At 59.1% G+C, this 14,407-nt stretch carries 11 protein-coding genes; 6 read left to right on the top strand and 5 right to left on the bottom strand.

Features of this window, described 5'->3' with window-relative positions; all coding sequences use genetic code 11:
- Positions 1 to 32: 32 nt before the first annotated feature.
- On the bottom strand, positions 33 to 2,312 hold the full coding sequence (clpA, locus tag ACRAWE_RS11470; RefSeq protein WP_004928343.1) for an ATP-dependent Clp protease ATP-binding subunit ClpA: 2,280 nt from the start codon (positions 2,310 to 2,312) through the stop codon (positions 33 to 35).
- Positions 2,313 to 2,339: 27 nt separating this feature from the next.
- Complete coding sequence (gene clpS, locus ACRAWE_RS11475) at positions 2,340 to 2,660, bottom strand: ATP-dependent Clp protease adapter ClpS (RefSeq protein WP_004928347.1); 321 nt, start codon at positions 2,658 to 2,660, stop codon at positions 2,340 to 2,342.
- Between the two features lie 355 nt (positions 2,661 to 3,015).
- On the opposite strand from clpS, the gene cspD reads away from it, so the two are divergent.
- Positions 3,016 to 3,237, top strand: a complete 222-nt coding sequence (cspD, locus tag ACRAWE_RS11480; RefSeq protein WP_004928349.1) for a cold shock-like protein CspD — start codon at positions 3,016 to 3,018, stop codon at positions 3,235 to 3,237.
- A gap of 87 nt (positions 3,238 to 3,324) precedes the next feature.
- On the opposite strand, the gene macB is transcribed toward cspD, so the two are convergent.
- Positions 3,325 to 5,271, bottom strand: a complete 1,947-nt coding sequence (gene macB / locus ACRAWE_RS11485) for a macrolide ABC transporter ATP-binding protein/permease MacB (protein WP_309531075.1) — start codon at positions 5,269 to 5,271, stop codon at positions 3,325 to 3,327.
- Positions 5,271 to 6,380, bottom strand: a complete 1,110-nt coding sequence (gene macA, locus ACRAWE_RS11490; protein WP_432525357.1) for a macrolide transporter subunit MacA — start codon at positions 6,378 to 6,380, stop codon at positions 5,271 to 5,273. The genes macB and macA overlap by 1 nt, the downstream gene beginning before the upstream one ends.
- Positions 6,381 to 6,563: 183 nt before the next feature.
- Here macA and ACRAWE_RS11495 point away from each other — a divergent pair, with 183 nt between their 5' ends.
- Together ACRAWE_RS11495 and ACRAWE_RS11500 are read left to right on the top strand one after the other, a co-directional pair.
- Complete coding sequence (locus tag ACRAWE_RS11495; protein WP_432525358.1) at positions 6,564 to 7,541, top strand: acyltransferase family protein; 978 nt, start codon at positions 6,564 to 6,566, stop codon at positions 7,539 to 7,541.
- 237 nt (positions 7,542 to 7,778) lie between these two features.
- The gene (locus ACRAWE_RS11500) at positions 7,779 to 8,732 is read left to right on the top strand and encodes a VirK/YbjX family protein (protein ID WP_432525359.1); all 954 of its coding nucleotides are present in this window, start codon (positions 7,779 to 7,781) and stop codon (positions 8,730 to 8,732) included.
- A 14-nt stretch (positions 8,733 to 8,746) separates the two neighbouring features.
- On the opposite strand, the gene ACRAWE_RS11505 is transcribed toward ACRAWE_RS11500, so the two are convergent.
- Positions 8,747 to 10,405: an ATP-dependent endonuclease gene (locus ACRAWE_RS11505; RefSeq protein ID WP_019454564.1), complete on the bottom strand. Its 1,659-nt coding sequence runs from the start codon at positions 10,403 to 10,405 to the stop codon at positions 8,747 to 8,749.
- 187 nt (positions 10,406 to 10,592) lie between these two features.
- On the opposite strand from ACRAWE_RS11505, the gene ACRAWE_RS11510 reads away from it, so the two are divergent.
- From ACRAWE_RS11510 to hcr, 3 genes are all read left to right on the top strand, one after another.
- Positions 10,593 to 11,489, top strand: coding sequence for a lysine exporter LysO family protein (locus tag ACRAWE_RS11510; RefSeq protein ID WP_211130021.1), 897 nt, complete (start codon positions 10,593 to 10,595; stop codon positions 11,487 to 11,489).
- A 180-nt stretch (positions 11,490 to 11,669) separates the two neighbouring features.
- Positions 11,670 to 13,319: a hydroxylamine reductase gene (hcp, locus tag ACRAWE_RS11515; RefSeq protein WP_197667423.1), complete on the top strand. Its 1,650-nt coding sequence runs from the start codon at positions 11,670 to 11,672 to the stop codon at positions 13,317 to 13,319.
- A gap of 55 nt (positions 13,320 to 13,374) precedes the next feature.
- On the top strand, positions 13,375 to 14,376 hold the full coding sequence (gene hcr / locus ACRAWE_RS11520) for an NADH oxidoreductase (RefSeq protein ID WP_432525360.1): 1,002 nt from the start codon (positions 13,375 to 13,377) through the stop codon (positions 14,374 to 14,376).
- The last annotated feature ends 31 nt before the right edge of the window (positions 14,377 to 14,407 follow it).

Genomic DNA, 14,407 nt, shown 5'->3' on the forward strand with positions numbered 1-14,407 from the left:
AAGCATCGCTTTTTCTTTGCCTGAAGGCGGCCTTAGTGCACCGCACCCTCGTCTGCCTTGCGTTTGGCGGCGCTGAGGAAGTGGTAAGTCAGCTGTTTTTTGTCCTTGTCCAACTCGACCTTCACGGAACCGCCGTCCACCAGCGAACCGAACAACAACTCGTTGGCCAACGGTTTCTTCAGGTTTTCCTGCATGACGCGCGCCATCGGACGAGCGCCCATCGCACGGTCGTAACCCTTCACCGACAGCCAATCGCGCGCTTCGTCGCTCACTTCCAGCGAGACGCCCTTCGCATCCAGCTGCGCCTGCAGTTCGACGATAAACTTGTCGACCACCTGCTGGATCACCTCGGTAGACAGATGGTTGAACCAGATGATGTTGTCCAGACGGTTGCGGAACTCTGGCGTAAACACCTTCTTGATCTCTTCCATCGCGTCGGTGCTGTTGTCCTGCTGCACCAGACCGATCGACTTGCGTTCGGTTTCCCGCACCCCGGCGTTGGTGGTCATCACCAGGATCACGTTGCGGAAGTCCGCCTTGCGGCCGTTGTTATCGGTCAGCGTACCGTTGTCCATCACCTGCAGCAGCAGGTTGAACACGTCCGGGTGCGCCTTCTCGATCTCATCGAGCAGCACCACCGCATGCGGATGCTTGATCACCGCATCGGTCAGCAGCCCGCCCTGATCGTAACCGACGTAGCCCGGAGGCGCGCCGATCAGACGGCTGACGGTATGCCGCTCCATATACTCGGACATGTCGAAACGCAGCAGCTCGATATCCATCGCCTTGGCCAGCTGCACGGTAACCTCGGTTTTCCCGACCCCGGTCGGCCCGGCGAACAGGAAGGAACCGACCGGCTTGCGCTCGTGGCCCAGACCGGCGCGGCTCATCTTGATCGCTTCGGTCAGCGCTTCGATCGCCTGATCCTGACCGAATACCAGCATCTTCAAGCGATCGCCCAGGTTTCTCAGCACGTCGCGATCGCTGGCCGACACGGTTTTTTCCGGGATGCGGGCGATGCGCGCCACCACGGATTCGATATCGGCCACGTTGACGGTTTTCTTGCGCTTGCTGGCCGGCATCAACCGGCTACGGGCGCCCGCTTCGTCGATCACGTCGATCGCCTTGTCCGGCAGATGACGATCGTTGATGTATTTCACCGACAGCTCCACCGCGGCGCGGATCGCCTTGGCGGTATAACGCACGTCATGGTGCGCTTCATACTTGGCCTTCAGGCCGTTGATGATCTGAACGGTCTCTTCCGCCGTCGGCTCGGTGATGTCGATCTTCTGGAAGCGGCGCGCCAGAGCGCGATCCTTTTCGAAGATGTTGCTGAACTCCTGGTAGGTCGTCGAGCCGATCACCCGGATCTTGCCGCTCGACAGCAGCGGTTTGATCAGATTGGCAGCATCCACCTGCCCACCGGAAGCCGCACCGGCGCCGATGATGGTGTGAATTTCATCGATGAACAGGATGCTGTTCTGATCCTGCTCCAGCTGCTTGAGTAGCGCCTTGAAGCGCTTCTCGAAGTCGCCGCGATATTTGGTGCCGGCCAGCAGTGAACCGATATCCAGCGAATACAGCGTGCAGTCTGCCATCACTTCCGGCACGTCGCCCTGCACGATGCGCCAGGCCAGGCCTTCGGCGATGGCGGTCTTGCCGACGCCGGATTCGCCGACCAGCAGCGGGTTATTTTTACGACGGCGGCACAGCACCTGAATCGCGCGCTCCAGCTCACGATCGCGGCCGATCAACGGATCGATGCCGCCCACACGGGCCAACTGATTGAGGTTGGTGGTGAAGTTTTCCATACGGTCTTCCCCTCCGGACTGCTCTTCGTTCACCGGGTTTTCCGCATTCGGCGCTTGGCCCGGCTCGTCTTTACGCGTGCCATGTGAAATGAAGTTCACCACGTCGAGACGGCTGACGTCGTGCTTGCGCAGCAGATAAGCCGCCTGCGACTCCTGCTCGCTGAAGATGGCCACCAACACGTTGGCGCCGGAGACTTCGCTGCGGCCGGAAGATTGCACATGGAAGACCGCGCGCTGCAGCACGCGCTGGAAGCTGAGCGTCGGCTGAGTGTCGCGCTCCTCTTCGCCGGCGGGCAGCGTCGGTGTGGTTTGTTCGATGAAGGCTTCCAGCTCCTGGCGCAACGCGGCCAGATCCACCGTACATGCCTCAAGCGCTTCTCGCGCGGCAGGGTTGCTCAGCAACGCCAGCAACAGGTGCTCCACGGTCATAAACTCGTGTCTGTGCTCACGCGCCCTGGCGAAAGCCATGTTGAGACTGAGTTCCAGTTCTTGATTGAGCATAAGCACCTCCCCAATAGATTGCCTTATTCAGGCTTTTTCCAGCGTACAAAGCAACGGATGCTCGTTCTCCCTTGCGTACCGGTTCACATGGACGACTTTGGTTTCCGCCACCTCGGCGGTAAAAACACCACAGATCGCCTTGCCTTGATAGTGGACCGTGAGCATCAGTTGCGTTGCGCGTTCAATATCATAAGAAAAGAACTTTTGCAGAACGTCAATCACAAATTCCATCGGTGTGTAATCGTCGTTGTTAAGTATAACTTTATACATAGACGGCGGTTTTACCGCATCGATTTGTTTTTCTTCGGCCAAGTGTTCAAAATTTAGCCAATCGTTGTTATTGCCCATCGCTGCTCATCTTCTCTGCTCTGTCCTCTGATATGGGGACAGGTTTCGGTTATTCAAAGTGGGGATAGTTACTATTTTATCATCTTCGGCATCGTCCCGCCGCACTGTAACGTGCGCAAAAAAACGGGCCAATTGTGACTGAATCGTGGCAATAGCGTTACCTGCTTCAAACTTTGGTGAACTGCTCCCCATCGACAAAAGCCGATCGCTTGACGCCCCGATCATTTGCTCTAGAGTGTAAATTCGTGGCTGGTGGTCTTTTAACCACCCCTTGTCCACGCTGCTACTTGCCCATGGCGAGTGCGAAATCAGTTATTCATCTCACTTAAAATAGCGTTGCGAGGGATGTAAAAGCATGGAGACGGGTACTGTTAAATGGTTTAACAACGCCAAAGGTTTTGGCTTCATCTGCCCAGCCGGCGGTGGCGAAGATATTTTCGCGCATTATTCCACAATCAAGATGGATGGTTACAGAACGTTGAAGGCGGGCCAGCAGGTCAGCTTCGACGTGCATCAAGGGCCCAAAGGCAACCATGCCAGTCTTATTGTGCCGGTGGAAAGCGAGGCGCTGTCCTAAACGCTTCCCGCAGCGTCGCGCTGCACTGACCGTGACTGCGATAAAAATGCCAGCCGCCGTGTGACTGGCATTTTTTATGCCCTTGACTTACTCGCGCGCCAGCGCATCGATAGGATTCAGCCGCGCGGCGTTGCGCGCCGGCAGATAGCCGAACACCACACCGATGCCGGTGGAGCAGAGGAAGGCGCTCAGCAACGCCGCCGGCGGGAAGCTGATCTGCCAACCCGGCAGCACCAACTGCACCGCCAGACCGATGGCGAACGACAGCGTAATCCCCAGCGCGCCCCCCACCAGGCAGACCAAGACCGCCTCGATCAGGAACTGCTGCAGCACGTCACCGGAACGGGCGCCCACCGCCATGCGGATGCCGATCTCGCGCGTGCGCTCGGTCACCGACACCAGCATGATGTTCATCACGCCGATGCCGCCGACCACCAGCGAAATCACCGCCACCAGCGTCAGGAACAGCTGCAGCGTGCGGGTGGTTTTCTCTGCGGTTTGCACCAGGCTGTCCATGTTATAGGTAAAGAAATCCTTCTTGCCGTGGCGCAGCGTCAACAGACGCGACAGCTGTTGCTCCGCTTCCCTGCTGTCGTAACCGTCGCGGATGCGCACGGTGATCGAATCGAAATAGCTGTTGCCCATCAGCCGGTTAGCCATGGTGCTGTAAGGCACCCATACGTTCAGCGTTTTGCTGCTGCCGAACATCGACTGCTTCTCCTTCGCCACGCCGACCACCGTCGCCGGCATGTTGCCGACCAGGATCACCTCACCCACCACGTTCTTCTGGTGCGGGAACAGCCGCCGTTGGGTATTGGCGTCGATCACCACCGTCTGCGCCTGCGATTGCACCTGCATCGGATCGATGCCGACGCCCTGGGTAAAACTCATGCCGTACACGCGGAAGAACTGCTCGCTGACGCCGTTGACGTTGGCCGCCGCGTCGACGTTGCCCAGCCGCAGCCGCATGCTGCTGCTGATGCTCGGCGACAGCGCGCTGATGTAAGGCTGCTCGCGCAGCGCATCGAGATCGCCGTATTTCAACGATTGCCGGTAGGTCGGATCGTCGTCGCCGAAATCCTTGCCGGGGTATATGTCGACGGTGTTGGTGCCGATCGATTTGATGTCCGCCAGCACCATCTGCTTGGCGGCGTCGCCGATGACCAGGATTGAGACCACCGAGGCGATACCGATAATGATGCCGAGCATGGTCAGCGCGGTGCGCATCTTGTTGGCCGCCATCGCGCGCCAGGCCATGACCAGCGCTTCGCGGAAGCGGCCGCCCATCTGCCGCCAGGAAGGCGCCGCGGCGGCCAGCGCCAGCGGCTTGGCCTGCGCATTCTCCTGCGGTGCCGGCCGCGAATCGGCAATGATCTCGCCGTCGCGGATTTCGATGATCCGTTCAGCCTGGCGCGCCACCGCCGGATCGTGAGTCACCAGGATCACCGTGTGGCCCTGGGCGCACAGCTGCTTGAGGATCGCCATCACCTCTTCGCCGGAATGGCTGTCGAGCGCGCCGGTCGGCTCATCCGCCAGGATCACCTGCCCGCCGTTCATCAGCGCGCGGGCGATGCTGACGCGCTGCTGCTGGCCGCCGGAAAGCTGGCTCGGCCGATAGTTGACGCGCTCCCCCAGCCCCAGACGCCGCAACAGCGCTACCGCCCTTTCGCGCCGCGCCGCTTTGCCCAGCCCGGCGTACACCGCCGGCACTTCGACGTTGTGCGCCGCGCTCAGATGCGGCAGCAGATGATAGCGCTGAAAGATAAAGCCGAAATGCTCGCGCCGCAGCTGCGCCAGCGCATCGTCGCTCAGCGTCGCCACATCCTGCCCGGCTACCCGATACACGCCGGCGCTCGGCTTGTCCAGACAGCCGAGAATGTTCATCAGCGTCGATTTTCCGGAGCCGGAGGCCCCCATGATCGCCACCATTTCACCGGCGTCGATGCTCAGGCTGATCCCCTTCAGCACCTCCACCGTCTGCTCGCCGGAACGGTAGCTACGGCGAATGCCGTTCAGCTGCAACAGCGCCGCCATCAGCCGGCCTCCACGCCGCCACGGCTGACGATCACCTCATCACCCGCCTCGAGCCCGCTGAGGATCTGCACGTCGATATTGTTGCGCAGGCCGATGGCCACTTCGCGCTTCTCTTCCTTGCCCTGTTTCAGCACCGAGACGTGGTAGCGATTGTCGGCGATCTGATCGCCCAGCGCAGCCAGCGGGATCACCAATGCCTGTTTGACGCCGGCCAGTTGAATATGCACCTGCGCCGTCATTTGCAAGCGCAACAGCCTCTCAGGGTTGGGCACTTCGAAACGCGCATAATAGAAGATGGCGTTGTTGACCTTTTCCGGCGTCGGCTGAATGTCTTTCAGCACGCCGTCGAAGCGCCGGGTCGGATCGCCCAGCACCGTGAACCAGGCCTGCTGGCCCGGCTTGAGGTTAATGACGTCGGCCTCCGATACCTGCGCTTTCACCAGCATGGTGCCGAGATCCGCCAGCGTCAGAATATTCGGCGCCTGCTGCGCCGCGATCACCGTCTGGCCCTGCAGCGTGGTGATCTGCACCACGTCGCCATCCATCGGCGCTTCGATGCGGGTGTAGGCGAGGTTGATCTTGGCGGTATCCAGGCTGGCCTGGTTGCGGGCGATCTGCGCATTGATGGTGCCCACCTGCGCTTTCTTCACCGCCAGTTGCGTCGCCGCCTGATCCAGATCCTGGCGCGATACCGCCTGCAGCTTGGCCAGCGCCTGGTTGCGTTGCAGCGTGACCGCCGCCAGCTGCTGCTCGGCCTGCGCCTGCAGCAGTTGGGCATGCAGTTCGCGCAGCGTCGCTTCCCCTTCGCGAATGCTGTTCTGCGCCTGTTGCGGATCGATGACCCCCAGCAACTGGCCTTTCTTCACCTTGTCGCCGATCTCGACATACAGCTTTTCCAACTGGCCGCTAACCTGCGCGCCGACATCAACCTTGCGCACCGCGTCCAGTTGACCGGTCGCCAACACGTTCTGCTGTAGATCGCGCTGAGTGGCTTTCACTGTTTTGAAATCGATTGGCGCCGGATGGCGGAAGTGCCAAACGGCCGCCGCGGCAACAAGCAGCAACACACAAATCAAGACTCTGTATACCTTGTTTCCAACACGCCCCATATGTCCCCAACAAATTGAAATTTAAACAAAAAAATAAAGATAATTGTCAGCAGAGATACTATTATCTCTGTTCTCAACATACTTACAACAAACTTCTGTTTTAAGGACTAAAATTTGTAGCGCGAATTTAGAAAGTTACTTTATCATTGGACTTACAACGTAGTGTTAACTGAGGGGTAATAAATGCGAGATGAATCACTCGATTCAATAAGAGGTCTGGCGATAATTTTTGTTGTCTTAGGCCATGTAAGTAATTTGCCAGATGAAATTAAAAAAGCCATCTATTTATTTCATATGCCACTTTTCTTCATTGTTTCGGGATATCTTTTTAGCACGCAAAAATCACGTGATAACCTCCCAGGTTATATAAAGTCGAAGTTCCGAAGACTGATCATTCCTGCATGGTTCATGGGTACTATTTGCGGCTTACCGTTCATGGCAATGTTAGCACTGGGTAAGATACAATTCAGTGACTTTTTATTTAAAGCTCAAGGAACATTTTTAGGATACCCTACCGCCGATCATACATTCAATTGCACTCCAATTTGGTTTTTGTATTCCATATTTATAACAGAACTGATATCGGCTTTCTTTTCAAAGGTAAACGCGTCATTTATTTATCTCTCCACCCTATCACTCACTTTCATTATAATAACATCAAATAGTTTTGTGTTCATACCGTTTAACGCATTTGTTTCCATATCTTCATTGTTTTTCTTTTGCATTGGCATTTTAATTAAAGGAAGCATTTACAATATACTTAAGTCGAAAAAAACATTAGCAGCCCCATTATTTATCGTTTTCATCACGTGCTTCTCACTGAGCAATCAGTCTGTTGACATGTCAGCAAACCAATATGGGGAAGGCTACACAATTATATTAAATATTCTTGGCGCTTTAGCAGGAACCGCATTTATCATATCTATTTCCGAGTTTATAACTAACAAGGCCTTAATCTGGTTTGGTAAAAATACTTTACCTATAGTGGGATTTAATTATTTTGCAAACTCCATAGTGACTAAAGCATTAGAAAAAATCAGTGTGACTAATTTCATTCTCAGCTTTATCATTCAAGTTATCTTACTGGTTGCTATTATACACGTTATAAAGAAACTAAAATACACATCATCTGTAATTTACCCTCAAAAAACAAAAAGTTAAATTCACTTCCCCATGCTTGAGGTATCATTTAGAACTCTCACGGCTTGGGGACGTTTACAACTTATCTCTCAACCACACAGCCATCTTCCATCAGGAATGCTACGGGTCACTGCTGCATATACCTAAACCTTAGCTCAACACAATGTGGAGACACGCTTGGTTACAGTTCGGCATTGAACTCCCGTTTAGTGAAGCCTTGATGAAATAGTGCCATTCAACACAGCCAAGGATTTCATCATGTCACAGCTCAGCTACCCACTCGCCTCCGCCCAGCCGCTTAACGGCTGGCAACTGATGACGGCGCTGATCAATGGCGAGAAGGCGCCGAGCAATGCCTGGAAAAAAACCTCGTTTCGCCTGAAGTTTCTCGGCCGTTCGCTGCTCAACTGGCGCACCACCAGCGGCCTGCTCAGCACTCTGGCCAGCAACCCGCTGCTGGAAGAGATCCTGAGCGCGCAGCCGAACCTGCCGTGCAAACTGCATCGCCCGTACCTGGCGGCCAACATGAACAAGATCGAATGTCTGTTCGCCCTGCGCGATCACTACGATCTCATCGTACAGCGCATGCCGCTGAAGATGCGTCTCGGCCACCTCAGCCCACAGCCTTTCGTGCTGGCCAGCGCGATGGGCAAGAACGAAGTGCCGATCACGCTGGAGCTGGCGGCGATCGACAAGCTGAATAAGGAAGGGGAAGCCACGCTGCTGCTGCGCAACGCCAACGGCGTGATGCTGGCGGAGATCACCTTCGCGCTGATGCATTATCAGCAGCAGCCGACGCTGTTCATCGGCGGCCTGCAGGGCGCGAACCATGACGTGCCTCACGCCGAGATCCAGCACACCACCAAAGAGTGTCATGGCCTGTTCCCCAAACGGCTGGTGCTGGAAGGCATCTGCACGCTGGCGCGGCACCTCGGCATCCGCCAGATCGTGGCGGTCGGCAACGCCACCCATATCTATCAAAACTGGCGTTACCAAAGTAAAAAGAAAGACAAACTGCACGCCGATTACGATCAGTTTTGGCTATCGATGGGTGCCAAACCGCTCGATAGCGGCTATTTCCTGCTGCCCGAGCGCATTGCCCGCAAGCCGGTCGAAGAGATTGCCAGCAAAAAACGCGCCGAATATCGCCGCCGCTATCAGTTGCTGGACGAGCTGGAACAGGGATTGGCGGCGCATTTCTGCGCCCGATAACGCCCGGCGGGCCGTCAGTCCGCCCGGCCGCGCGCCAGCCAGATCACCCGTGAGAACATTTTTTTCAGCAGCGGCGGCACCGAATCGGTGCCCCATTCGCCGGCCTGCATCGCAACCTCGATCGCCAGATCCGGCTTCGAGGAGTGGTGGACCGCTTTCAGGATCACCTTGCGCACCGGCATCTGCGCGTTGAGCGGCACCGACGCCATCCGGTGATAGACCGGGCCGAACCCTTCGCGGAACATAAAGTGCTCCATGTCCGGCGCCGGCAGCGCGGTCAGCCGATCGCGCTCGTTGTCTTCATGATTGTCCAGTAGGCTGCGCACGGTGTTGGCGTACTTTTTACCCGCCTCGTCGCCGTCCACCAGCGCATGCCATTCGATGCCCATGCGGCGGGCGAAGCGCAGCAGCGGCTTCAGGCCGCACTGGGCGAATTCGATGACCCTCACCCCTTCCGCCTCGAAATGGTAGCCGCACTGGCGCGCCAGCTCGTTCAGCAGCCACACTTCGGTCTCGCCCTCCACCAGCAGCCAGCAGCGGGCGAACAGCGACGACGGCCGATTGAAACGGATGTGAAACGCGATGCGCCGCCCGTCTTCGGCGCTGAGCCCGCGCGGCCCGAGACGATAGGTCGCGACCCGCCCCGACTCGCGCACCAGCCGGCATACGTGTTCCACCGGCACCAGCGACACCAGTTCGCTGGAGTTGGTGGTGGTGATGCGCTGCAACGGCAGCTGATTGAGTAGCCCCCAGGCCACCGACAGCATAATCGGATGCAGGCGAGTTTCCGGGTCCTCCACCAGCAGCAGCGGCCGGGCATGAGGATCCAGCTTGACGTCGCCCTTGGCCTGCAGCAGGGTAGAAAACATCCCCAGCAGGATCAGACGCATGCTGCGGCTGTTCGGTTCGGCCACCATACGGTTGATGCCGTCCAGCGCGCGCCAGGCGTCCTGCTCCGGTTCGCCGCCGCGACGACGCGGCCGCGCCACCTGCGAACTCTGCTCGGCGAAATAGTGCTCCAGCAGCTGCTGCATGGCCGCCAGCCCCTGGCGCAGCTCGCTGTTGGTCAGCTTCTGCGGATTGCGCACCAGCTCGCGCGTCAGCTGATCCAGCTGCTGCGCCAGCGCCTGCGTATCAGGTTTGCGTTCATCGCCGAGGCTGCTGGGGCGCAAGCGGCGAATAAAACGCGCGTCACGCAGGCGCAATACTGGGTGGATGCGGATGATGGCGTGGGCCAGCTGTTCAATATGGTGCAGTTGAAAGGCGTTGCCGTCGGCATCGAGAAAACCGCGCCAGGTACACACCGTGCCGTCGTCGGCCAGCTCGCCCTCGCAGCGGTAATGAATACGGCTCAGGCCATCTTCGCCCTTGACCCACAGCGGCGTCAGATGGCGATAGCGCGGCAGGTGCGCATGGCCGATGTCTTTCTCGCAAAAGGTGAACACCACCTGCAGATGGCGCTCTTTGGCCGCCTCTTCACCCGGCGGGAAATGGAAGTCGTGCGCTTCAAAACGATACAGTTTCTGCTCCGGCGCCAGCAACAGCGTCAGCGCATCCAGCAGGCTGGATTTACCCCAGGCGTTTTCGCCAAGCAACAGCGTGTTGTCGTCCAGCATCAGCGACAGCCGATTAATGCCACGAAAACCTACAATTTCGATACGCTCCAAGAACATCCGCCGCCTCCCGTGCGTGTCGCCAGCTCTTCAATGAGGTGACTTTCACAGAGCATGGTCAAAAAACCCCTTGCAGGTCAAGCGGCCAACGTCAAATCTGCCGCTTTACTCCGGCCGGGCTTTTGGTTAGCGTGTGCTCCTCGCCGCCATTCGGCGCGCTTCAATACTCAAGGACACAAGCTGCACCATGTACTCAGGACTGCTGATTATTCTGTTACCGCTGATTGTCGGTTACCTCATACCCTTGCGCCATCGTCCGCTGCTGGTGCTGATCAACCGGCTGCTGAGCTGGATGGTGTACGTGATCCTGTTTTTCATGGGCATCAGCCTGGCGTTTATGGAAAACCTCAGCAGCAACCTGGTGTTAATCTTCCAGTACAGCGCGGTGTTCTTCTTCTGCATTCTCTGCGCCAACCTGCTGCTGCTGGCGCTGCTGGAGCGGCGCATGCCGTGGCGCAGTAGCCATAAACAGGAAAAACTGCCTTCGCGCGTGCACATGGCGCTGGAGTCGCTCAAGCTGTGCGGCGTGGTGCTCGGCGGCTTCCTGCTCGGCCTGACGCAGTGGTCATGGCTGCAGTTCGCCCATAAAGGCAGCGAATATGCGCTGATCTTCCTGCTTCTATTGGTTGGCATCCAGCTGCGCAACAGCGGCATGACGCTGCGCCAGATCGTACTTAACCGCCGTGGCACGCTGGTGGCGCTGGTGGTGGCCGTTGCGTCGCTGGCCGGCGGCGCACTGGCGGCTCAGCTGCTGGGGTTACCGGTGAAGGCCGGGCTGGCGATGGCCTCCGGCTTCGGCTGGTACTCGCTGTCCGGCATTCTGATCACCGACGCCTACGGCCCGGTGATGGGCAGCGCCGCGTTCTTCAACGATCTGGCGCGCGAGCTGGTGGCGATCATGCTGATCCCGACGCTGGTGCGCCGCAGCCGCTCCACCGCCCTCGGCCTGTGCGGCGCCACCTCGATGGACTTCACCCTGCCGGTGCTGCAGCGCAGCGGCGGGCTGGACATGGTGCCGCCCGCCATCGTGCACGGCTTCCTGCTGAGCCTGCTGGCACCGGTGCTGATCGCTCTGTTCTCCTGATCCTTTCCCCGGGGGGCCGACCGGCCCCCAATAGGTAATAATTCCCATCCGCACGGCAAAATTGCGCTAAATCAATCTTACCCGCACTAGTCGCACAAAAGCCTTTTGCAACCCCAATCGCCGATCTATGCTTTTAAACAAGCATTATAAATGCAACTTTAAAAATAAAAGGAAGCGACTATGTTCTGTGTGCAATGTGAACAAACCATTCGTACCCCGGCAGGCAACGGCTGCTCGTATGCTCAGGGCATGTGCGGCAAAACGGCGGAAACCTCCGATCTGCAGGATCTGCTGGTGGCGGCGCTGCAGGGTCTCTCCGCCTGGGCGCTGCAGGCGCGTTCTCTGGGCATCGTCGACCACGAGATCGACAGCTTCGCCCCGCGCGCCTTCTTCTCCACCCTGACCAACGTCAACTTCGACTCCCAGCGCATCATCGGCTACGCGCGGGAAACCCTGCTGCTGCGCGACTCGCTGGCCGCCCGTTGCCGGCTGCTGGACGCCGGCGTGCGCGTCGAGCATCCGATGGCGGCGCTGCAGCTGGCCGGTGACGATATGCCTGCGCTGCTGCAACAGGCGGCGCAGTTTGCCCTCAACGACGACAAAGCCGAGGTGGGCGACGACGTACACGGCTTGCGCATGCTTTGCCTGTATGGCCTGAAAGGCGCAGCGGCCTATATGGAACACGCGCACGTGCTCGGCCAGTTCGACGAGCAACTCTATGCCGACTACCACGCCTTTATGGCCTGGCTCGGCACCCGGCCGCGCGACGTCGACACCCTGCTGAACAACGCCATGGGCATCGGCAAGATGAACTTCAACGTGATGGCGATCCTCGATCGCGGTGAAACCCAGGCCTACGGCGATCCGCAGCCTAGCGCGGTCAACGTGCGCCCGGTAGCCGGGAAAGCCATTCTGATTTCCGGCCACGATCTGAAAGATCTGCGCATGCTGCTCGAGCAAACTGAAGGGCAAAACGTCAACGTCTACACCCACGGTGAAATGCTGCCGGCGCACGGCTATCCGGAACTGAAAAAATTCAAGCACCTGGTGGGCAACTACGGCAGCGGCTGGCAGAACCAGCAGACCGAGTTCGCCAAATTCCCCGGCCCGATCGTGATGACCTCCAACTGCATCATCGATCCTAACGTCGGCAATTACGGCGACCGCATCTGGACCCGCAGCATCGTCGGCTGGCCGGGCGTCAACCATCTGGAAGGCGATGACTTCGGCGCCGTGATCCGCCAGGCGCAAGGCATGAACGGCTTCCCTTATACCGAGATTGAGCATCTGATCACCGTCGGCTTCGGTCGCCAGACACTGCTTAACGCCGCCGACACGGTAATTGACCTGGTGTCGCAAAAGAAACTGCGCCACGTCTTCCTGGTCGGCGGCTGCGACGGCAGCCGCGACGAACGCAGCTACTTCACCGACTTCGCCCGCAGCGTGCCGCAAGACTGCCTGATCATGACGCTGGCTTGCGGCAAGTACCGCTTCAACAAGCTGGACTTCGGCACGCTGGAGGGGTTGCCGCGCCTGCTGGACGTCGGCCAGTGCAACGACGCTTACTCCGCCATCATGCTAGCGGTCAAGCTGGCCGACACCCTCGGCTGCAGCGTCAACGAGCTGCCGCTCAGCCTGGTGCTGTCGTGGTTTGAACAGAAGGCGATCGTCATTCTGCTGACGCTGCTGTCGCTGGGGGTGAAAAACATCGTCACCGGCCCGACCGCGCCGGGCTTCCTGACCGATAACCTGATGGCGATCCTCAACGAGAAATTCGGCCTGCGTCCGATCACCACCGTCGAGCAGGATATCGCCGCGCTGCTCGCCTGATGCCGTTACGTTATGGGGCCGCTTGCGCCGGCCCCTTTGCTTTTTGAGGTGCCCGATGACTCAACCCACTCCGCTTTGCCCGAACCGCATGCAGGTGCATTCCATCCAGTGTGAAACCGCCGACGTCTGGACGCTGAACCTGATCTGCGACGTTTTCTACCCTTACCAGGCCGGCCAGTTTGCGCTGGTCAGCATCCGTAACAGCGAGGAGACGCTGCGCGCTTATACGCTCTCCTCCTCGCCCGGCCAGAGCCGCTTTCTCAGTATCAGCGTGCGCTGCCTGCCGGACGGCGTCGGATCGCGCTGGCTGACGCAAGAGGTCAAGCCCGGCAACACCCTGTGGCTGTCCGACGCGCAGGGCGAATTCAGCTGCGAACGCCACCCGGCCGATCGTTACCTGATGCTGGCCGCCGGCTGCGGCGTGACGCCGATCGTCTCGATGTGCCGCTGGCTGACCGCTAACCGCCCGGCCTGCGATATCGCCGTGATCTTTAACGTGCGCACTCCCGCCGACACGATCTTCGCCGATCAATGGCGCGCGCTGTGCGCCGCCCATCCGCAGCTGCGCCTGACGCTGATGGCCGAGCAGGATCTGCAACCCGGCTACCTCAGCGGCCGCATCAATGAACAGGCGCTGCGGCAGGCGGCGCCGGATATCGCCGAACGCACGGTGATGACCTGCGGCCCCGCGCCCTATATGGACCAGGTGGAGCAGCTGTGCCGTCAGCTCGGCGTGCCGGCCGAGCGCTTCCATAAAGAGCAGTTCCACACGCCGGCGGCGCAGAGCGACGCGGCTGAAGGACTGACGCTGCGCGCCGCCCGCCCGCTGCGCGAGTTCCGCGTGCCGGTCGGCAGCACGCTGCTGGCGGCGATGGAGGCCAACGCCCTGCCGGTCAACGCCGCCTGCCGCGCCGGGGTGTGCGGCTCGTGCAAAACCCGTATCCTCGAGGGCGACTACACCACCACCAGCACCATGACGCTGAGCGCGGAAGAGGTAGCGCAGGGCTACGTGCTGGCCTGCAGTTGCCAGCTGCAGGGCGACGTCACGCTGGCGTGATCCCCTGGCCCCATCGCCGCGATGGGGCATT

It is taken from the genome of Serratia sp. BFP-2025 (assembly GCF_050880365.1).
In the GTDB taxonomy this organism is placed as follows: Bacteria; Pseudomonadota; Gammaproteobacteria; order Enterobacterales; family Enterobacteriaceae; genus Serratia; species Serratia surfactantfaciens.